The organism is Amycolatopsis sp. AA4, assembly GCF_002796545.1.
Classification (GTDB): Bacteria; Actinomycetota; Actinomycetes; order Mycobacteriales; family Pseudonocardiaceae; genus Amycolatopsis.
On the sequence record NZ_CP024895.1, the window covers coordinates 1 to 17,379 of the forward strand.

Genomic DNA, 17,379 nt, shown 5'->3' on the forward strand with positions numbered 1-17,379 from the left:
GTCCGCACCGAATCCCCTCCCGCCGTGATCACCACTCGAACTCTGACCTGCGACGACGCCAGGCGGTACCGATGATCAGGCGAGACGGGACGCACCCGGGGCAACGCGGAGTGAAAGCGGCAGGCTTGGCCGCAATTAGTCCAGCGGAGCAGGCGTCCACGGCGCCGCCGGGTCGGCGGGCAACGGGTCGAGCCGATCTGGCAAGTGCGCCCGCACCGTGTCGCCGAAACCGCGCATCGCCTCCAGGCCGGCACGGACCTGATACGTGGCATTGCGCAGATCGTCGGTGATCTCTGCTTCGGCGATGCGGGCGAGGGAGCCCTCGCCGACCTCGGGATAGCCCGGAATGTAGGCGAGCCCGGCCGCGACAGTGCCGCCGAGGAACACTGGGACATCAGCCCGCAGACCGGCCGCCAGCTCTTGCGCCTGCTCGTAGCTCAGCCGCGTCACCCAAGCCACCGGCGCATCCGGCGCGGTCATCGCCAACTGGAGACCGCCCTCGGTCCGCCGAACATCCAACGAAGCCAACATCCCCTCAGCATCACACCGATCCGGCCACCTGGCCCGCCGCCGCGCCTGCCCCGAACGGACGACGCGCCCGACCAGCCGCTTTGGCAGGCTTCTCCCGTATCCCGGCGGCCCCCTCCAGACCGAGCGGACCCGTTATCGTTGAACGAATGGGCACGCTTCCGCCCTCTGGCGACCCGTATCTGGACGCGGTGCGGGTTGGTCCCCGACCGCCGGAGCTGGGCGGGGTGGAGTTCGGTAACGGGGTCCGGCTGGGCCCCGAGCATCGCCACCGCGACAGCGACGAAGTCGCCTGGCACCAGCGACGGATCTATCGCGACCAGACCGACATCGGCGGTATCGACTACTGGTCCTGCTCGGCCTGCCGGTGGGTACTGCTCGGCGAGATCGGACTGGTCGAGCAGCGACGCGGCATCGGCACCCGCGTACTCGCCCACTTGCGCACGGAGCTGCCGGGCTACCGCTGGTCCATCACCGCCGCCAAGAGTCCGTCGATCCCGTTCTGGCTACGCATCCGGGCTACCTACCCCGACGAATACCTCTACTGCGGCACCGGCGAGCGACCCGTCCACTGCCCCCACGTCGATCCCTAGCGAGCCAGGCCATAGCCCGGGTGAACCTCACGTCCCGACCTAATCAACCGCATACCTGCTGGTCACACGCTTCGAGCCAGGACTCATTGCCCCTTCCGCGCGTATCCCGGCTGGCCCCCTTCCAGTGCGCGGCTGCCGTGGCGAGAACACGGTCCGGCGTGCCGGGCAACATCACCGGGCAGGCCCATCAGCCCGCGCCCTCGTCGGACACCCCGTGTGCGCCGACGACCAGCTCTGTCGCCGTTTGCACTGTTTCCCGGAGTGTGGTGCGGACCGGCACTCCGTGCGCGCGGGCCAGGTGCACCAGGTACTTGTTCCTTCGGGGATCGGGGCAGTCCGGGGGACAGCCGAGCACGACGGTCCGGCCTGCCGCCACGTCGTAGCCGAATTCGACGTTCGTCGTCATCCCGGGCATGTACGTCATGTCGCGGGGGATCCAGAACAAGATCGCGTTCGCGTGCTCCCGGGACGCGTTTTCCCAGGTGAACTGGTCTTCGTACCGTCGGGCGCGGACGGGGTTCTCCGGCGTCACCACCGCCAGCGGTTCCGGCTGGAGCCAGAGCCGGTCAAGCAGGTCGAGGGCCTCGGGCCGCCACGAAGGCACCGGCCCTTCGGCTGTCGCGGTCGGCCCGGCGAGGAACACGCTCGGTTCGTCCGGGCCGGGAAGGGGTTCGCGGGCCTGCACTAGCCGGATCATGCCGCCGCCTCCGCCCGTTCCATTTGCTCCTGCTGCTGGCTCGGCGTCCACGGCAGCGGCAGCCCGTCGTCGGGGGAGCGGGGCACCAGGTGCCAGTGGAGATGAGGCACGGTCTGTGTCGCGCTCCGGCCCGAGGACTGGATCAAGTTGTATTCGCGGTAGCCGAGGTGGTCGGCCAGCTCGGCCGCGCACGCCGCGGCGTAGCCGGTGACCACCGGGTCGCGGTGGCCCGACTCGACGTGGGCGTACGGGGCGACGATCACGTGGCCGGGGATAGCGCGCTGGCGCGGGTAGAACGCGGTCGCCGCGGCCCATCGCTGGACGATGGCGGCCGGGTCCACTCCGGACGGATCTCCGCCGGGAGCGGCGGGGCAGAACGGACAGAACCGCAGATCGGAAGTCATGGACTCAGCATCGGCACCGTGCACGGCATCACGACAGGTGTTTCCCGGCGGCTGTCGACCAGGAAACGGGAAACGAAACGGTCGACGCTTCGCAGCTCGTGCGACGGACTGTCGCGGGGACGGCAGGCCTGCGGCGGGCAGTGCGGATAACCTGGCCGGGACCTGTTCAGCTGTGCGGGTCGTCGAGGTCGACGGCGACCGCGGGCACGGGCCGCGCGGGCCGGTGCAGCCAGCGGGCAGGGACTTGCATTTTGACGGTATGCGGGAATTGGACCATCCCGACACTGTGTTCCGGGCGGACGGCGCCGGTGAGGCGGTATCTGCCCGGGGGCAGGCCGAGCGCGGCGGTCTGCTCGTCAACGAGCTCGACCTCGACGTGCCCGAATGTCAGGACGCGCAGCCCGTCGACCATCGGCGGCTCGGCGTCCGGGTCGATCGCGGTGACGGTCAGGGCGAACCGTTCGCCGCATTGGAAACGCAGCTGGTCCCAGAGCCCGTAGCCGCTGCGGCCGGAGGGGTATCGGCTGCGCGGCAGGTGCTCGGGAATGGTCACGTCGTAGGTCTGCCCGACCTCGACGTCGCGCACGTGCACGAGTCCGAGTGTGCGCCCCGCCGCCGCAGGAATCCAGCGCGAAAACACGCTCCGCTCCTGCCGCACAGGCTTCCGGGCAGCGGAAAAGACGCCCGCAAACATGCTGCGGCGCACAGGAAATGACAGCGAACACAGGATTTTCCGTTGTGCGCTATCGTCACCGCTTCCGCGCACAGCACCCGCGAAAGGCCGCACCCGCCATGTCGCAGCAAGGACAACTCGATCGGTTCGCCTGCCGCGCCCTCGGTCTTGCCCTGCGAGGCCTGTCCGCCGCCCTCGTCCCCGTGGGCGCGCTTGCGGCGGCCGAGTACGCGCACGCCACGGTGGTCGACGCGAGCCCGCTCGCGACCGCGCTGCTCCGGGCCTCCCTGACGGCGATCCTCCTCGGCGTGTTCGCCTTCGGACGCAAAGGCATCGCCGAGCTGGCGGCCGAACTCGAGGAACCGCCGCCGGACCGCCCCGCACCCCGGTCCTCGCGGCGTCGGCTGTACCGGCCGCAGCGCCGGCTTCGCCGACCGCGCGGCTGACCAGCAGGACTCGCGCGAATCTCGCGGGAACCCTCAGCACCTCGCCGCCGTCGGACGGCGAGGTCAGTCGGCAGGCGGCAGCGACAGCTGGCTCTGGTGTGCGCGGACGCGTTCTGCGAACGCGGGGCAGGCCGCGTCGATCAGCGCGGTCGCCAGGTCGGCGCGTCCGTCCGGGGAACGGCCGCGCCAGTAGAGGGTCTGGCAGCGGGTGACCTCGGCGACGCGGTCCGGGGCGCTGTCTTCGACCAGGACGAAGAACTCGTCCGGGCGGTAGACCTCGTAGGGCAGCTGCTCCGCGGCGTCGCCGGTGATGGTGAAGCCGCCGTCGTCGCTGAGCACGATGTCCGCGCTGCAGGCCAGTGCTGCGGCGTGCACGTGCTGGTCGTCGAGGTCGGTGCCGGGGAACGAGCCGTCGACGGTGAAGTCTTCGACGCGGCCGCCTTCGAACACGCCCGTGATGCGGTCGCGGATCGCCGTGATCTTGGCGCCTCGCCATTCGGGGTGCTTCTTGAGCAGGTGGTAGATCGTTTCGGCGAGCACGTGCTCGCTCCAGTAGACGGTGTAGATCTCGCCGGGCGCGCCCAGCTGCAGCAGGCACAGCCAGTCGCGCAGGGTCCGGGAGTAGAGCACGTTGGCGTCGACGAACACTCGCAGGGCGGCCACCGGGCCAGGCTATACATTGGCTCGCGCGGACAGTACGTCCCGCCCGCGCGAGCCAATGGGGTCAGTCGTCTTCCAGGGCGCGCAGCTCCTCGAACGCGGCCAGCTGCCGCTGCCGCCGTGCGCGCTGCTCGGCGAGCACGTCACGCGTCCGCAGCCGAGTGTGCGTGCCGACCTTGCGCGCCGGGATCTCGCCGGCCGCGATTTTGCGCATCAGCGTCGGCCGCGAGACGCCGAGGATCTTGGCCGCCTCGGTGGTCGTCAGCTCCTCGGGCAGCGAACTGACCGTCACCGCACGCCCGGCCGCCACCGCCTGCACCACCTGCGCGATGATCGCCGACAGCTCGGGTGGCACGTCGACCGCGGACCCGGACGCCTCCGCGCGGAACAGCGCCCTGCCTTTCTCAGGCAGGCGACGCACCACCTCGGCGGCCTGCCGCTGATCGCGCTCGTCGGTCATCAGGACGGCACGGTCGTTCGCCCCCGCCAGCGTTGTCGACACAGGTCATCACTCCTCACCACTCACTGCGTGCAGTAACAACCGCAGAACCGTGCATTTGTAACTGCAACATGTGTCCATAAGACCACGTGCGACCCGGGCAAGGCAACCGCGAACGGGTCAGGTCACAACACCCGTCGCCGGGCAGCGGGGGCCTCGCGGTCAGCGCGGCGGCGGTTCGACGGCTCCGCATGCCGCGCTCGACGGCCCGGTCTCCGGCTGACTGATTCCGCCCCGCGGCCGCGGCTGCCTTCCGTCATCGGGTCGTGGAACCGAGCATTCCGACCCGCGCGAGCGTTCGGCCTCGGTTCGGGCCACAGCTCGCCGGGGGGACCGACCTGTGCCATCGCTGCTCCGAAGAGCCGGGGACCGGGCAAGAACCACCGCTCGGCCAGCCCTGCACCACTCGTGTGGCGGGATTCTCGCGTATCCCGACGGGCGTCGCTGCCCGTCGACGGGGTCGGCATCATCGCGGGGGTGTCAATCGGCGCTGGCGACGGTGAAGTGCAGTTTTCGTTTGATCCAGGTCCAAGCGGCGGCGTCGCGGACTCCGTATTCCTGGATGATGCTGTCCTCGGCATCGAGGACGTCGAGCATGACGTAGGCGTCCGAGCTGGCGGGGACGAGTTTCCCCGTGGCACGGCACTGCCGGATGCACTGCTCGAGTCCGGGCCAGCCCCGGGCGGCGGTGGTGACGCTGTAAGCGCGCAGCCGGTTGCCGGGCAGGCGCCTGCACGCGCTGAACGCTTCGGCGTCGGGATGCAGGTCGGGAATCACGGCCAGATCTCTCCTTGTGCTTCGTACTCCTTGTTGCCCCTGTCCTCGTCGGCGGCGGCATCCGCCGCCTCATCGTGCACCTCCCGCAGCGAGGACAGCTCCGTGGAGGGCCCGGATGAATCAGTACGCGTGCCTGACCTGTGGTCATTGAACAAGTTCTGCGTGGTCGATGATGTCGATGAGGTCGTCCGACCTACAGGGGAGGCGCTAAGCCGTGGCGAGTTAAAAGCCTGGTACGACCCGGGGCCCGGTGCGGGTTTCGTGGTGACGACACCCGCTCAGGCGGACGAGCTGCTGGAGCGGATGGTATCCGAATCGGCCAGCGAAAAAGTCGGGTTGATGGCCCAGATCGCGCTCAAGGGCGACGGCGAGGGCACCTGGTCGTCGCTCCTGCAGTTCGGCGTGCGCGCGGCCAAGTGCGGGTTCGTCGGCTGGGCCGGGGGCGGCCGAAACGAGCGGGGCGTCATCAGCGACAACGGGGCGACCTCGCCCACAGACGTCCTCTACGACTATCAAACCCACGAACGTCCGGTGCCGAGCAATGCGGAAGTCCCTATGGCGACGGTGCACCAGGCCGTCCTCGACTACGTGTCTTCCGGCGGTGCGCGGCCGGGCGGGGTCTCGTGGCGAGTGGTGTAGTCCACACGGCGAACGCCGCTGGCCCGGCTTTGACGACCGGGGCTGTGTTTGCGCAGTGAATCGCGCTGGTTGCCGCCGCCCTTGTCGGTGCTCCAAGAGTAGTCGGAGCGTGTCCTCGGCCGGAGCGCCGGCGCGGGGACGACGTGCTCGCCGGGAAGGCTTCGGCGCCGCACCAGCCGTGGCGCCGCGCTGGCGGAGCACGTCGACGATGTCCCGCTGCAAGCGCAGATTCACCACGACCTCGCCTGGGATGCCGGAGAGCGCAACGACAACCGCGCGGCATTGACGCACGCAATCAGGGCGTTCCGCCGGCACAGCGCCGCCGGCAGCTCGACCGGAGAAGCGGACGAGCTGTACGGAATCGGCTGCCGCCGCCGCCACCGGAATCGCCGCGAGAGCCGGAACCAGCGGGAATCGCCGCGCCCCAGGCGACCAGACGCCATCGTCTCCCCGACGAACCGGCGATAGTCGAATACGCGGTTTCGCCAGTAGCCGACGGCGACCAGGCCGTCAGCTTCCCTGGCACCGGCCGACAGTGGGACTTTGTCGTTCTCCCGCGCGGGGCTCGTCGAGGGCCAGGTGCAAGGCGGCGCCGATTGCGTCCGGTCAGCCCGTCGGCCGGTTGGCCTGTCCCGGCGGCAAGGTCGCCGTCAGCTCGTTCGGTCCCGGCGCGAGCGGGGCCGGTTTTTGCAGGCGCGCGAGGCTGTCGAGGATCTCGGCGGGGGCTTTCAGCAGGTGCGGGTGTTGCTTGAGCGCGCGGATCTCGTTTTCGCTGAGGACTTTCACCACGACCGTCCCTTGTGTCCTGACGAACAGGACCGAGCTGAGGCAGATGACCACTTCCTCGTCGGCGGCTGTGTGCTGCAGCAGCTGCGCGACCGCGTTCGCTTCCCGCACGTCGCTTTCGGAGCGCGGCGTGTCGATGTACTTGAGTTCCGCGGCGCGCTCCAGTTTGCCGGCGAGGTCGGCGAGTTTGTCCGCCACGGCGTGGTCCTGGGCCCGTGCGCGGAAACGCCGGAACCACGATCCGCGGAACACTATGTCCCACAGGTCCGCCTCGAGCCCGCATGTCTCGAGCAGGTCCACCACGGCATCCTGCAACGGCGTTCCGTCGTCGGCCGTGGTGTAGATCGAGACCAGGTGTTCCCCGGGCCGCAGGGACAATTCTCCCTCATTCGCAACGTTCATCATCTCCCCGGCCTGGGCGTCGACGTACCGCAGAGTCTCGGGGTCTGTCTGGAATATCTCCGCGAACACCGCGGCTTCTTTTCTTGAGAGGAAGCCGCGCCCCTCGTTCCCGTCGGCTTCGATGACGGCGAGGAGTTCCGCGGTCATCGGCCCGCGGTCGAAGACGCTGACCGTCCGGCCGCGCTCGGGATTGCGGGCAACCACGGCGTTGTACCGGGCGGCCACCTCGCCCCGGGTCAAGCCCAGAGCGTGCCGCCATGCCGACAGCGCGCCCAGCCCCCGGCGCCTGGCGAGAATTTCGGCGATCTCCTGCGTGGACGCCCCGCGGTCGAGCAAGGCCCGGCGTAGGCGCTCGAGGCCTTGTCCTCCGCCCGGCTCTCCGACGCGCGGGGTGTCCGACGCCCGGTCGCCGACGACGTCGTGGCGGATGCCGTTCGCTGTGCTCTGGTCGCGGTCTGCGGGCGTCGACATGCAGGACCTCCTGGGTATCGTCGGGCTGCATCCGGAAAGCGGCCCACAGCCACCACTGTGGCGCACGGGGACGGTCTTGTCAGGCTGGCTCGCGGCCAGCCGTACGCGCGGCCGAGGTGGCGCGATCCGCGCTTCGCGAGCTGTTCCGCTGCCCCGGCCGCGTCATCGGCGGCCAGGGGCGAGAAGCTGTACCACCTCGTCGCAGCCTGCCTCAGCGCCGTCCCGGAGTGGATGCGAGCGCGGAACTCGCCCACGAGACAGTCAGTGGTGTGCACGTCCGTACGGACGTGCACACCACTGACTGTCCTCACCTCCCCTCCGGCGAAAGCGGCGCGAATTCCGTCGATCGGCAGATCGTCAGATGCCCTTTCCGCACTTCCACGTGTTGGAACCGCTTTCGTTGAAGATGCAGACCCGCGACTGGTATCCGGCGTCGTCGTAGTACCAGCCTGTGTGGTCCTTGTCCGCGGTGCCGAGGCCGTGGACGATGTGTTCGCCGGAGACGATCGTCCATGCCGGGTCCCCGTCGTGGCGCCGTTCGAGGATCATGTGGCATACCTGGCCGTTCCAGGACTGAACGAGTCCTTGTGCGTACCACCTGTCGTATTTCTGCTTCTCGGTGTTCATCCATCCCTTGCACTTGGCGTCGGTGACCACCGACTCGGGCTCGTACTTGTCGGGATGCGCGGCGGGTGCGTGGATGGTCGGGGCATTGCCGGCTGCAGCGTCGGCCGTCGGCGCGAGGATCGCACCGCCGGCGAGGGCGAGAGCGGAAGCCCTCAGGCACGTTTTCCAGTGGATGCGCATGTTCTCTTCCCCTTTTTCTTGTTCGGATTTGATTGAGGTCCCTATTTCGACGTGGTGCGGCCGGAGGCGCTCGGGACCGGAAAGCCGGCTGAGCGCCTCGTTCTGCCGGCGCGGCTCAGCGGAGCTGCCTCCGGGAGGCCTGCCTCGGCAGTGCCCCTTCTCTTCGGATGGGGGTTCAGATTCCGGTGGCGCAGACGAAAGAGGAGGTCGCCGGCAGGGTTGCTGCGATGCGATCTCGCGAGTCGCGATCGCCGCCGCGGCGGCCGGCGATGGGCGGCAGGCGCTACCAGGTGGCCGTGCAGTCCTCGCCGTTGGGGTAGTCGTTGTCGCAGGCGAAGAGTTGGACCGTGGATTCGTTGGAGTAGGAATAGCGCTTGCCCTCGGCGGGAAGGTAGCGGGTCATGCTGCTCGTCCACAGGACCGCGTAGACGCTCACGCCGCGGCTGGCGCTGCTGAAGCCGTAGTGGCCGTGGTACTTCCCGTTTGCGTTCCTGTACCAGGTTTTCCACACGACCGCCGTCCGTTTGCCGTCCGGCAGCCACAGAGTGGCTGTGGAGGACGTCCTCGGCTGGTTGTCGCCGGATGCCGGTGCGGAAACGGCTGGCTGCGCGCCTGCGGTGGCGGAAACCGCGAGGGAGAGAACGGCGGATGTCGCGATCGCTGCGGCCTTGCGCGAAACGGTGCTCATGGCGGTGGTCCGTCCCTTTCGTAGCAGGAGGAGAAGCGGGGCCGTTGGTGCTTCCCGAGGTGCCGGTTGGCGCTGACGACGCTCAGGCATCGCCGGGCCGGTCGGGGTCTGGTCGGCGGTCGGGCTGGTGCGGTGCGGATCCGATCGGGTCGGCCCCGCACCGCTGCGGGCCGCCGATCAGGTCATGAACTGGAACCTGCTCGCGACCCGGAAATGGCCGGGATCGCACCAGGCGGTGGATCCCCGTCGATCGCCGAGCCAGCGCCACTGGCCCTGGTGCTCGCCGCCGCCGCCGCTGCACGCAATGGTCGCGCGGTAGCTGGCCGGTCCGCGGCCGTCGCACCATCCCGAGAACCGGTTGACGGTCTTTTCCCACACTTTGCACTTCGATCCGAAGGGCGTAGGTGCGCTGGCGTCCGCCGGGGCGGCGGCTGGTGCGGGGGTGGCTGGAGAAGCGACCGCCGCGGCGCCGCTCGCCGCGGCAAGCCCGCTGCCGAGAGCCAGAGCGGCCAGCCCGAGAGCGATTCGTTGGGGTGCGATCATTTCTGAATTTCCTTTCCGGGGATGCGAGTCGATGCGGGACCGCATCGCGATTCCATCGTCTGCAGCGCACGGCACACAGCGCCAGACCGGGCGGTCGAAACGGTTCACTGTGGGACGTCCCGCGCGCTGACCTGCGGGAATGCAAAACTCGACGACACATTTCTTGGACGGCTCCCGCAGGTAAGCAGGGTTTCGCGCGGGCGCCGACTGGTTGAATCGGCTTCCATCCGCGCTTCGATTCGGGTAAATCCGAGGAAGGGAAGAGTGCATAGAGAGTGTCGGGGTCGACGTGACGGGTGGGCCGGATGACTCGGTGGAAACCGCTTCCCGCTGCTGCCGCACCGCAGGTGCGGGACCTGGTCGACCGATTGCGGGAGCTGAAAGACCAGGCCGGGATCAGCGCGGTGGCGTTGGCGCGCAGGACCGCCTACAGCAGGTCCTCGTGGACGCGGTGTCTCAACGCCCGGACGGTGCCGCCCCGACCGGTCGTGGAGGCCTTCGCCGAGGCGGTCGGGCTGTCCGGAGCGGACCGGGCGCGGCTGCTGGCGCTGTGGGAGCTGGCCGAGCAGGCGCAGGCCGAACCGGAGCCCGCCGCCGCCGTGGAGCGTGAGCCCGCCGCGGAGGCGGCGGATCGGCAGACGCCTGGCGTGTGGCGGAGGCGGACGTGGATCGCGGTGGCCGCCGGAGCGGTTGTGGCCGCGGGGGGAGCGGCGGCGTGGCTCGCCGCTGCCGGCGGTCCGCCGCCGCCCTCGGCTCGGGTCGCGGTGGCTCCGGCCGGGTACTCCTGCGACTACGCCAGCCGGGACGGCCGCTGGTATGCCGGGCACAGCACTGCTTCGACCCAGTTGGTCGTGCTCAATTTCGGCGGCGAGGACGTGGCCGAGGTGCAGTGCCTGCTCAAGCGTCACGGGAGGGATCCGGGGCGGGTCGACGGCTTGTTCGGCGAACGCACCGAACAAGCGGTCAAGGACTTTCAGCGGGCGGCCGGCGCGGTGGTCGACGGGAAGGTGGGGCCGCAGACGTGGGTTCTGCTGCGCGGATGAGGGGGCGGTGGCGGCCGCTGCCGGAGTCGCTGGCCCCGGAGGCCGCGTACCTGGCGGGAGTGCTGCGGGAGTTCAAAGACCGCTCGGGGCTGAGCCTGGCGACGCTGGGCGACAGGACGAACTTCAGCAAGTCCTCCTGGGAGCGGTGGCTCAACGGCAAGGCGCTGCCGCCGGCGCAGGCCGTGTCTGCGCTCGCGCAGCTGGCAGGAGAGGAAACCGGGCGGCCGCTGGCGTTGTGGGAACGCGCTCAGGCCAGGTGGAGCGGCCGCGACGCCGCGCCCCGGGCCGCGACGGCCGCTGCCCGGGAGCAGGCTGCCAGGCAGCGGCAGCCTGCTTCGCGCGGCCGCCGTCGCGACCGCCGGATCTGGGCGCTGGCCGCGACGGCGGCGTGCGCGGCCGGGGCTGCGGCGTTGGCGGCCCTGCCCCAGGGCGTCCTGGGCACCTCCGCGGTCCCGCCGGCATCGACGGCCTACACCGTCGGCTGCCGCGGTTCCCAGTGCACCGGCCAGGACGCGCACCCCACGGCCTGCGATGTGGACGCCGCGACCTACGCCGACCTGCGGGTCGGGCGGGCCTACCTGGAACTGCGGATCAGCGACCAGTGCGGGGCGGCCTGGGCCCGGGTCTCGGCCTCGGCGGTCGGCGACCGGATAGAGGTAGCCGACACGGACGGCCGGAGCGAGAGGGCCGCCGTCGGCGACGCCGCCTCCGCCGGACAGTACGTCCCGACCTTGATGATCGCCGCCGACCGGCATTCCCAGGTGCGGGCCTGCCTGGAGCACGGCGGCCAGCTCCGCTGCACGCCATGGGGAACCAGCACGTCGCCGACGGCGTCGTCCAGCGGCCGGTCCGGGCCGGGATCGGCGGCGGTGCGGTCGAGCACGCCGGCGTAGGCGCGGATCGCGTCGCTGTTGCCGGCGACCTGCGGCGAGGGCTTGGATGTCGGGCAGGGTGACCCGGTTCTGGGTGAGCAGGTCGGTGACGGTGTTGCGGGCGGCGGTGCCGCGGACCGAGCGGGCAGGCGCAGCTACCGCTTAAGCGGCAACTAAGTCGTCCTGATCCGTCTACCCGGGCCGCTCGTCCTCCGTCGCGCCGGCGCGACGGAGGACGTCGAATTCTTCGAGGAGCCGGGCCGCATCGGCGATCCGTGCGCGGGTGGTTCCGGCCAGCTGGCGCAGGACATCGCGTCCGGCGACCTCGGAGACGATGCCGTCCGGGGTGCAGGACAGGCTGTCGGCCTTCCAGCTCTGCGTCGCTGTCTTCACCCCGGCGAGCGTGCAGGCGGCCTGCAGTTCCCAGCCGTTGTCGTAGCGGCGGTTCACGGTGACGGCGAACGTCATCGGGCCGTGCGTGCAGGTGCCGCCGTAGCCGCCGAGCCCTTTCCTCGACGGTCCCCACGTCCAGCACGCCGGTCCGGGAACGGGCAGGGGCGGCGAGGCGGGTTCGGTCATGGCGTGCGGGGCTCCTCTCCGACGGCGGCGGAGCCGACAGCCTGCCTCACGACGCGATCGCCGCGCCACCCGCGGACGGCGTGGCGCGCCGAAACCGCACCCCGCGTGTCGTGTGCACGATTTGCGTTGCGGGGCAACGACAACGAGCGATGCCCCTGCCGTGCGAGGTCAGGACGGCACGGGGGTTCACTCGGTCGAGGAACCCGACCGGCGGTGCGTACTGTGGCCGCTCATGGACACGACCGAATCCGGCCGGTTGTCGGCGGTATCGCTGATCGTCAGCACCGCGGCAGTGGTGCTGTCCGGCGTCGCGGCGAGCCTGTACATCGGCTGGCTGCTCACCCACGGGCAAGCCCCGATGACGCCGGTCATCGCCTACGTCGGAACGGCGACGCTGCACCTGGCCTCGCTGGCCGGGTTGTGGGCGCTTCGGGCGAAGGATGCGCGGACTCCGCGGTCTCTGCGCGCGACGCTGCTGGTCGGCGCGGCGGTCGTCGGCGTGTATGCGGCTTTCGGCTTCCAGGCGATGCACCCGGCGAGCCCGGCGATCGGCCCGGTCTACGGCGGTGCCGCCGCGGCGGTCGGACCGCTCTACGTCGGGCTGCTCTTGCCGCGCCGGCGCCGCCGGGCAGCGCTGACGGTTCGCGCCCCGGTGAGAAGGATCGGAGTCCGGCAGAAGCGCCTGCCTGATCCGAGTGATCCCCGCCCACGTCGGTGATCGCGTCGAGGACAAGGTTCGCTGAATCGCGCAGATCGGTCCGCACTGTGTGTCATCGAGACCCGATCCGCAGCCTGTCTCCATCGGCGGACGGCCGTCGTTCGGACGACGCGTTGCCTTCTCGGCCGGGCCTTCCCGGCTAGGGCTGTGGCTGTGTTCGTCGAAGAGCAGCAGCGCTACCGCCGTGCTGGAACGGGAGCTCTGGCTGCGACCTGGCGAGCTGGAACGGGCACCTCCGACGGCGAATCACCGAGCGCGACCAGGACATCAGCGCCCTGGGCGAGCGGCCCAGGGCGGTTCCCGACTGGCGCGCCGTGCCCCGGCGAAGGTGCGGTCACCGCGTTGCGGCAGCCTGGTCGGCATGTGCCTGGCGATTCGCCGGTTCCGAGCCGACTCCGAAGGGAGCTGCCGAATGGCTGACAACGTGCGTGAACTGCGGCCGTCGCGTGTGCCGTGGGATCTCGCCGCGCACGCCCGGCCCGGCGTCCGGTTCGTCGCCCCGGGGGAGTATTTGGCGGGAGTCCCGTTCGCAGTGCGGCGGAGCATGGTCAAGATGGTCATGGTGGAGGCGCTGGCCGCCGCGGCCGACGAGGACGGCGTGATCCTGGATTTCAGCCCACCCGAGTTCTTCGGGACCCACGTCGCCGGCGTCCTGAACCGGGATCTCGAGGAGGACGAGGAACCCGCGACGCTCGTGTACGACCAGTTCACCGCGATGACGGTCATCAGCTGCATGGGCGAACTGGCGCGCGAAGACGGCCTGCTCGCCAATCGCGGCAACGGGGACACCGCCGACTACCGTCTGACCCTGCCGGAAGAGCTGTCCTAAAAGGACTGCGGAATCGGGTGGATCGCGTGGCCGTGAGCGCCGGCGCGATCGTCTGCCTCGCGCTGGCCCGCCACCACCTCGAGTACCTGATCCTGCTGGCGTACGTCCCGCCGGGCTATGCCGCCCTGCTTGTCGGGAGCAGAGCGAGCGGGCCGCATGCCGCCGACAGTTGACCATTCGTTCGCGCAGACCCGGTTCGTCGTCGGCCGCGCGGTACTGCCACGTGGGCGGCGCAGGCGGCGACCGGTAACCGATGTTCGGACGCCTTTCCCGGGCGCGAGCGGCGCTTTCCCGGGCAGCTGCAGCAGGCGTCCTGGTTCCGGTGCGGAGCCGTGCGCTCACACGCGCGGAGCGAGAGTGCCTGCGCGCAACTGCGCACAGTTGCGCGGAAGGGCCGCGGGCGACGGCAGGCTGGTTCAGGCGGTAGGGGAGAGCAGGCCGCGCAGCCGCCGTAGGGCGGCGAGGCCGGTGTCGACGACGGAATCCAGCCCGCCGCGGCGGGCGGCGCGGATCGCCCGCTGCAGCTGGTGGGGAAGCCGTCGCTGCTCGGCGGTGGCGATGGCCGCGCGGAGGGCTTCGGCGGAGCCGTCGCGCTCGCCTGCGGCGGCGAGGACCTCTCCGGTGGTGACGCTTTCGATCACCCGCCACTGCGGGGCGACTGGCTCGTCGGCGCCGCTGGAGCGCAGGACGCGGAGCGCGTCGCCGGGGCGGCCGAGGGCGAGCAGGCCGCGGGCGCGGATCTCGCGCAGGGTGAAGGGGTTGAGCAGCATCCCGTGCTCGGCGCCGGAATCGAGTGCCCGTCGGCAGCCGTCGACGGCGGCGTCGAACGTGTCGCTCATCCCGGCGTCGCCGGCGGCGCGGGCCAGCAGCGCGAGCGCGGAGCCGCGCCCCGCGGGCTCGCAGGAGACGGCGGCAGCGTGCTCGAGACGGGCCACGGCCGCGGTGAGCCGTCCGGCTTTGCGCAGCTCGTTGCCGTGCATGCGCAGTGTGTGGGCCAGGAACGGTGCATCGTCGAGGTGGCGGGCGAGGAGGAGGGCTTTGCCGGTCCAGACCGCGGCGCCGGTGAGTCGTTCCTCGGGCAGGACGGTGCCCAGGGACACCCCGAGCGCCAATCGTGCTGACGCGAGCAACCGCAGGGTCTCGCGTTCGAGGCGGCCCTCGGCAGCGCGGGCTTCCAGCCTCGCGGCCAAGGGCCAGAGTTCGTTGACCGCCTCAACCACCCTTCCTGACTGGCGGGCGATCTCGGCGAGCCGGACCACCGCGTCGCCGAAGTGGCAGAGCGCGGCGAAGTCGGCGTCGTCGGGGTCGGTGACGCCGAGCAGGTGGAAGGGAAGACCGAGCGCGCGGGCGATGTGGCGGCGGCCTGCGACGTCGTGGGGGGTGCGGCGGCGGCTTTCGATGAGCGCGACGTAGGAGTTGCTGTAACCCAGCAGCGCGGCGAGCGCTGCTTGGGACAGGCCGTTCGCGGCGCGGTAGGCGCGCAGGATGATCGCGAGGTCCCCGCTCGACAGGGCGGCCGCAGCAGCCGGGTCGGACCACAGCCAGACCCCGGGTGCGAGCCTCGGCCCGGGCGCGGTCAGCGCCGCGCCGCCGGCGCGGCAGGCGGGGCAGGCGCCGGGCTGGGCGTAGCGGCCCAGGGCGGTTCCGCAGCGTTCGCACCGCTCGGCCACAGCGGTGCTACCTGGTCGCCTGGAGAGTGCGGAGGCGGTCGAACCACGCGGCGATCGAGCGTTTGTAGCCGCCTGGCATCGGCAGGTCGGGCACGTCGTGCTCGGCGAATTCGGCGATCCGGTTGTGCTCGTGGCTGAGCACCGGGGCCCGGTCGGAGTCGGTGGTGCACCCGTAGGTCGCGACGAACACGTCCTTGTCCGCGGCGTCGATGTGGTAGATCCACGAGTCGAGGATCTCCGCGACGTCGACCCGCAGGCCGGTTTCCTCCGCGATCTCCCGGGCCACGCACTGCTCGGGGGTCTCTTCGGGTTCGATCCGGCCGCCGGGCAGTTCCCACTCGTCGCGTTCGTTGCGCACCAACAACACCCGCCCGTCCCGGACGAGCACGCCCTTGATCGACACCGGGTAGAGGGGTTCGGCCATCGGACGGGTCTCCCACCGTGAACGGATGCGAACGGGGTGTGGCTGCACCGTAGCAGCGCCGCACGATCCTGCCAGCCCAGCGGGGTTTACAAACTGTAAGTGGACGACGGGCGGTCGCGTCGGGTCTGCTGAGCACACCGAATTCACTCTCGCTCAGGAGGCTCCGCGATGCTTGCCGCTCCCACGGACGACCCGCTGTCGGCGTGCCGCGTGGACGTGGCCGCCGCGGGCGGCGTGGACGAGTTGGCCGCGGCGCTGGCGCGCCGCGGGGTCGCCCTGTTCGACGACGTGCGCGGCCCCCGGGCGCTGCGCGGGCTCGCCGACCGGCTGGGCACCGTGGTGCCCCACCGCGACAGCGGCCCGACCAGCCTCACCGTCCTCACCGACCGCGGGGAGCAACCGGGTGCGGGCCGCACCGGGTTCACCAACCAAGCCCTCGCCCCGCACACCGACTGCTCCGACAAGGCCCGGCCGCCGCAACTGGTGGTGATGGCCTGCGCCTGCCCCGCTTCGAGCGGCGGTGCCTGCGTTCTCGTCGACGGTCAGGCCGTGTACTCCGACCTCGCGACCACCGATCCCGAGGCGCTGGCCGGACTGAGCGCACCGCGCGGCGCGTACTTCGGCCTCAGTGCCGGATACGTCGGCAACGTCTTCGAAACCGGGCCCGACGGGACGGTCGGCCTGCGGCTGCGCCTGGACAAGCACGCCCAGTTCTCTCCGGAGACCAAGCGATGGCTGCCCGCCCTGCGCGCTGCCATCGAGCGGCACACGATCACTTTCAGCCTCGAGGCCGGGGCCGGGTACGCGGTGAACAACCGCCGGTGGCTGCACGGCCGCGACGAGTTCTCCGGGCTGCGCTTGATGTACCGGGCGCTGGTCGAACCTCGCCCCGAATGGCACATCCTCGCCGGCTTCGATCCCGCCGGAGTGCTCCGGTGATCCCGTCCTCCCGGCCTACCGCACGAAGACTGGACGTGCCCGACAGAAACGCTCGAGCTCGCCGCCGCGAGCCTCTGTCGTGACGAGCTCGGACATTGCCGACCGGTGCGGTGCAGGCTGTCTGAGCGGGCACTGCCGACCCCGGCCCATGCTGGAAGATTCGACATGCAGCCGGAGTTGACCTCTGACCTGATCGGCGACAGCGACCTCCGACGAGGGTGCCCTGTTCGTCGGACGCGCCGTCGCGCGCCTCCGGCGAGCGTGCGCGGATGAGCGACTTTCACGCTGCCTGCGCCGTGGTCGCCGCTTTCTCTACGTCGAATGCATTCCGGTGAGGACGCAGGTCACGAACTTCGTCGAGGCGGCCAGCCAGCAAGAAGCGCACCTGAGTCCTGGACTGGCCGGAGTCAGCCTGCCGGCCACCGGCCGCGGCGGCGGGGAAGGAGGCCGAAGCTCATGCCCACCGCGATCGAGGCGGTCAACCCGGAGCAGACCGCCGACCTGTCGAGCGCTGCAGGGTCGGCCCGCTTCGAGCACCACCCTGCGAACGCTGACCAGCCCGGTGAATTCCGCTTGCGGGAGCGGCCGTCCCGCCGCAGTCGATGAGCGCGACGCGGCGGCCCAACCTCGCCCTGACCCGTCTGGTCGAGGTGTCTGGTGCGGCGAAGAAGTCGCTGGCGTTCCGGCTCAAC

Annotated in this window: 24 protein-coding genes; 10 read left to right on the plus strand and 14 right to left on the minus strand. The window is 70.7% G+C overall.

Annotated elements, in window-relative coordinates; translation table 11 throughout:
• Positions 1–135: 135 nt before the first annotated feature.
• Positions 136–531 carry a hypothetical protein gene (locus CU254_RS40865; protein WP_009086342.1) on the minus strand — a complete coding sequence of 132 codons (396 nt, stop codon included), beginning with the start codon at positions 529–531 and terminating at the stop codon, positions 136–138.
• Between the two features lie 146 nt (positions 532–677).
• Here CU254_RS40865 and CU254_RS40870 point away from each other — a divergent pair, with 146 nt between their 5' ends.
• Positions 678–1,121, plus strand: coding sequence for a hypothetical protein (locus tag CU254_RS40870; RefSeq protein WP_009086341.1), 444 nt, complete (start codon positions 678–680; stop codon positions 1,119–1,121).
• A 187-nt stretch (positions 1,122–1,308) separates the two neighbouring features.
• On the opposite strand, the gene CU254_RS40875 is transcribed toward CU254_RS40870, so the two are convergent.
• From CU254_RS40875 to CU254_RS40885, 3 genes are all read right to left on the minus strand, one after another.
• Positions 1,309–1,818 (minus strand): nucleoside 2-deoxyribosyltransferase domain-containing protein, encoded by a 510-nt coding sequence (locus tag CU254_RS40875; RefSeq protein WP_009086339.1) that lies wholly within the window; start codon positions 1,816–1,818, stop codon positions 1,309–1,311.
• Entirely contained in the window at positions 1,815–2,222 is a 408-nt protein-coding gene (locus tag CU254_RS40880; RefSeq protein WP_078561273.1) for an HIT family protein, read from the minus strand. Before CU254_RS40880 ends, CU254_RS40875 begins: the two co-directional genes overlap by 4 nt.
• 166 nt (positions 2,223–2,388) lie before the next feature.
• Positions 2,389–2,814: a hypothetical protein gene (locus tag CU254_RS40885; RefSeq protein WP_158688160.1), complete on the minus strand. Its 426-nt coding sequence runs from the start codon at positions 2,812–2,814 to the stop codon at positions 2,389–2,391.
• Between the two features lie 284 nt (positions 2,815–3,098).
• Between CU254_RS40885 and CU254_RS40890 the strand changes: the two genes are divergently transcribed.
• Entirely contained in the window at positions 3,099–3,341 is a 243-nt protein-coding gene (locus CU254_RS40890) for a hypothetical protein (protein ID WP_158688159.1), read from the plus strand.
• 63 nt (positions 3,342–3,404) lie between these two features.
• Here the strand turns inward: CU254_RS40890 and CU254_RS40895 are convergent, their stop codons facing one another.
• From CU254_RS40895 to CU254_RS40905, 3 genes are all read right to left on the minus strand, one after another.
• Positions 3,405–4,004: a PIN domain-containing protein gene (locus CU254_RS40895; protein ID WP_009086332.1), complete on the minus strand. Its 600-nt coding sequence runs from the start codon at positions 4,002–4,004 to the stop codon at positions 3,405–3,407.
• 61 nt (positions 4,005–4,065) lie between these two features.
• A complete protein-coding gene (locus CU254_RS40900) occupies positions 4,066–4,503 on the minus strand; it encodes a helix-turn-helix domain-containing protein (RefSeq protein ID WP_009086330.1) in 438 nt (145 codons plus the stop codon).
• A gap of 477 nt (positions 4,504–4,980) precedes the next feature.
• On the minus strand, positions 4,981–5,277 hold the full coding sequence (locus CU254_RS40905; RefSeq protein ID WP_009086328.1) for a hypothetical protein: 297 nt from the start codon (positions 5,275–5,277) through the stop codon (positions 4,981–4,983).
• 264 nt (positions 5,278–5,541) lie between these two features.
• Between CU254_RS40905 and CU254_RS43425 the strand changes: the two genes are divergently transcribed.
• On the plus strand, positions 5,542–5,916 hold the full coding sequence (locus CU254_RS43425; RefSeq protein ID WP_158688158.1) for an Imm1 family immunity protein: 375 nt from the start codon (positions 5,542–5,544) through the stop codon (positions 5,914–5,916).
• Between the two features lie 606 nt (positions 5,917–6,522).
• On the opposite strand, the gene CU254_RS40915 is transcribed toward CU254_RS43425, so the two are convergent.
• The 4 genes from CU254_RS40915 to CU254_RS43430 all read right to left on the minus strand — a co-directional run bounded on the left by CU254_RS40915 (position 6,523) and on the right by CU254_RS43430 (position 9,613).
• Complete coding sequence (locus CU254_RS40915) at positions 6,523–7,575, minus strand: hypothetical protein (protein WP_037719245.1); 1,053 nt, start codon at positions 7,573–7,575, stop codon at positions 6,523–6,525.
• Positions 7,576–7,932: 357 nt separating this feature from the next.
• A complete protein-coding gene (locus CU254_RS40920; RefSeq protein ID WP_009086323.1) occupies positions 7,933–8,382 on the minus strand; it encodes a hypothetical protein in 450 nt (149 codons plus the stop codon).
• Between the two features lie 283 nt (positions 8,383–8,665).
• Positions 8,666–9,070 (minus strand): hypothetical protein, encoded by a 405-nt coding sequence (locus CU254_RS40925; RefSeq protein ID WP_009086321.1) that lies wholly within the window; start codon positions 9,068–9,070, stop codon positions 8,666–8,668.
• 177 nt (positions 9,071–9,247) lie between these two features.
• Positions 9,248–9,613, minus strand: a complete 366-nt coding sequence (locus tag CU254_RS43430) for a hypothetical protein (RefSeq protein ID WP_050788563.1) — start codon at positions 9,611–9,613, stop codon at positions 9,248–9,250.
• A 305-nt stretch (positions 9,614–9,918) separates the two neighbouring features.
• Here CU254_RS43430 and CU254_RS40935 point away from each other — a divergent pair, with 305 nt between their 5' ends.
• The gene (locus tag CU254_RS40935; RefSeq protein WP_009086319.1) at positions 9,919–10,656 is read left to right on the plus strand and encodes a peptidoglycan-binding protein; all 738 of its coding nucleotides are present in this window, start codon (positions 9,919–9,921) and stop codon (positions 10,654–10,656) included.
• On the plus strand, positions 10,653–11,549 hold the full coding sequence (locus tag CU254_RS40940) for a DUF2690 domain-containing protein (protein ID WP_009086317.1): 897 nt from the start codon (positions 10,653–10,655) through the stop codon (positions 11,547–11,549). The genes CU254_RS40935 and CU254_RS40940 overlap by 4 nt, the downstream gene beginning before the upstream one ends.
• A 171-nt stretch (positions 11,550–11,720) precedes the next feature.
• Here CU254_RS40940 and CU254_RS40945 read toward each other — a convergent pair whose 3' ends face one another.
• The gene (locus tag CU254_RS40945; RefSeq protein ID WP_009086313.1) at positions 11,721–12,107 is read right to left on the minus strand and encodes a hypothetical protein; all 387 of its coding nucleotides are present in this window, start codon (positions 12,105–12,107) and stop codon (positions 11,721–11,723) included.
• A gap of 232 nt (positions 12,108–12,339) precedes the next feature.
• Between CU254_RS40945 and CU254_RS40950 the strand changes: the two genes are divergently transcribed.
• The 3 genes from CU254_RS40950 (at position 12,340) to CU254_RS43435 (ending at position 13,827) form a co-directional block, all read left to right on the plus strand.
• Entirely contained in the window at positions 12,340–12,825 is a 486-nt protein-coding gene (locus tag CU254_RS40950; protein WP_037719244.1) for a hypothetical protein, read from the plus strand.
• Between the two features lie 412 nt (positions 12,826–13,237).
• The gene (locus CU254_RS40955; RefSeq protein ID WP_037719242.1) at positions 13,238–13,654 is read left to right on the plus strand and encodes a hypothetical protein; all 417 of its coding nucleotides are present in this window, start codon (positions 13,238–13,240) and stop codon (positions 13,652–13,654) included.
• A gap of 26 nt (positions 13,655–13,680) precedes the next feature.
• Positions 13,681–13,827, plus strand: a complete 147-nt coding sequence (locus tag CU254_RS43435; RefSeq protein WP_158688157.1) for a hypothetical protein — start codon at positions 13,681–13,683, stop codon at positions 13,825–13,827.
• A gap of 243 nt (positions 13,828–14,070) precedes the next feature.
• Here the strand turns inward: CU254_RS43435 and CU254_RS40965 are convergent, their stop codons facing one another.
• Entirely contained in the window at positions 14,071–15,324 is a 1,254-nt protein-coding gene (locus CU254_RS40965; protein ID WP_009086310.1) for a helix-turn-helix domain-containing protein, read from the minus strand.
• Between the two features lie 7 nt (positions 15,325–15,331).
• The gene (locus CU254_RS40970) at positions 15,332–15,748 is read right to left on the minus strand and encodes an NUDIX domain-containing protein (RefSeq protein WP_009086308.1); all 417 of its coding nucleotides are present in this window, start codon (positions 15,746–15,748) and stop codon (positions 15,332–15,334) included.
• 168 nt (positions 15,749–15,916) lie between these two features.
• Between CU254_RS40970 and CU254_RS40975 the strand changes: the two genes are divergently transcribed.
• Both CU254_RS40975 and CU254_RS43440 read left to right on the plus strand, forming a co-directional pair.
• Positions 15,917–16,687 (plus strand): TauD/TfdA family dioxygenase, encoded by a 771-nt coding sequence (locus CU254_RS40975; protein WP_063632079.1) that lies wholly within the window; start codon positions 15,917–15,919, stop codon positions 16,685–16,687.
• Positions 16,688–17,143: 456 nt separating this feature from the next.
• Positions 17,144–17,293 carry a hypothetical protein gene (locus tag CU254_RS43440; protein WP_009086304.1) on the plus strand — a complete coding sequence of 50 codons (150 nt, stop codon included), beginning with the start codon at positions 17,144–17,146 and terminating at the stop codon, positions 17,291–17,293.
• The last annotated feature ends 86 nt before the right edge of the window (positions 17,294–17,379 follow it).

Bases quoted from the DNA above. Each gene is read 5' to 3' on its own strand.
- CU254_RS40865 (WP_009086342.1), bottom strand. From the start codon at position 531: ATGTTGGCTTCGTTGGATGTTCGGCGGACCGAGGGCGGTCTCCAGTTG.
- CU254_RS40870 (WP_009086341.1), top strand. From the start codon at position 678: ATGGGCACGCTTCCGCCCTCTGGCGACCCGTATCTGGACGCGGTGCGG.
- CU254_RS40875 (WP_009086339.1), bottom strand. From the start codon at position 1,818: ATGATCCGGCTAGTGCAGGCCCGCGAACCCCTTCCCGGCCCGGACGAA.
- CU254_RS40880 (WP_078561273.1), bottom strand. From the start codon at position 2,222: ATGACTTCCGATCTGCGGTTCTGTCCGTTCTGCCCCGCCGCTCCCGGC.
- CU254_RS40915 (WP_037719245.1), bottom strand. From the start codon at position 7,575: ATGTCGACGCCCGCAGACCGCGACCAGAGCACAGCGAACGGCATCCGC.
- CU254_RS40920 (WP_009086323.1), bottom strand. From the start codon at position 8,382: ATGCGCATCCACTGGAAAACGTGCCTGAGGGCTTCCGCTCTCGCCCTC.
- CU254_RS40925 (WP_009086321.1), bottom strand. From the start codon at position 9,070: ATGAGCACCGTTTCGCGCAAGGCCGCAGCGATCGCGACATCCGCCGTT.
- CU254_RS43430 (WP_050788563.1), bottom strand. From the start codon at position 9,613: ATGATCGCACCCCAACGAATCGCTCTCGGGCTGGCCGCTCTGGCTCTC.
- CU254_RS40935 (WP_009086319.1), top strand. From the start codon at position 9,919: ATGACTCGGTGGAAACCGCTTCCCGCTGCTGCCGCACCGCAGGTGCGG.
- CU254_RS40940 (WP_009086317.1), top strand. From the start codon at position 10,653: ATGAGGGGGCGGTGGCGGCCGCTGCCGGAGTCGCTGGCCCCGGAGGCC.
- CU254_RS40945 (WP_009086313.1), bottom strand. From the start codon at position 12,107: ATGACCGAACCCGCCTCGCCGCCCCTGCCCGTTCCCGGACCGGCGTGC.
- CU254_RS40950 (WP_037719244.1), top strand. From the start codon at position 12,340: ATGGACACGACCGAATCCGGCCGGTTGTCGGCGGTATCGCTGATCGTC.
- CU254_RS40955 (WP_037719242.1), top strand. From the start codon at position 13,238: ATGGCTGACAACGTGCGTGAACTGCGGCCGTCGCGTGTGCCGTGGGAT.
- CU254_RS40970 (WP_009086308.1), bottom strand. From the start codon at position 15,748: ATGGCCGAACCCCTCTACCCGGTGTCGATCAAGGGCGTGCTCGTCCGG.
- CU254_RS40975 (WP_063632079.1), top strand. From the start codon at position 15,917: ATGCTTGCCGCTCCCACGGACGACCCGCTGTCGGCGTGCCGCGTGGAC.
- CU254_RS43440 (WP_009086304.1), top strand. From the start codon at position 17,144: ATGCCCACCGCGATCGAGGCGGTCAACCCGGAGCAGACCGCCGACCTG.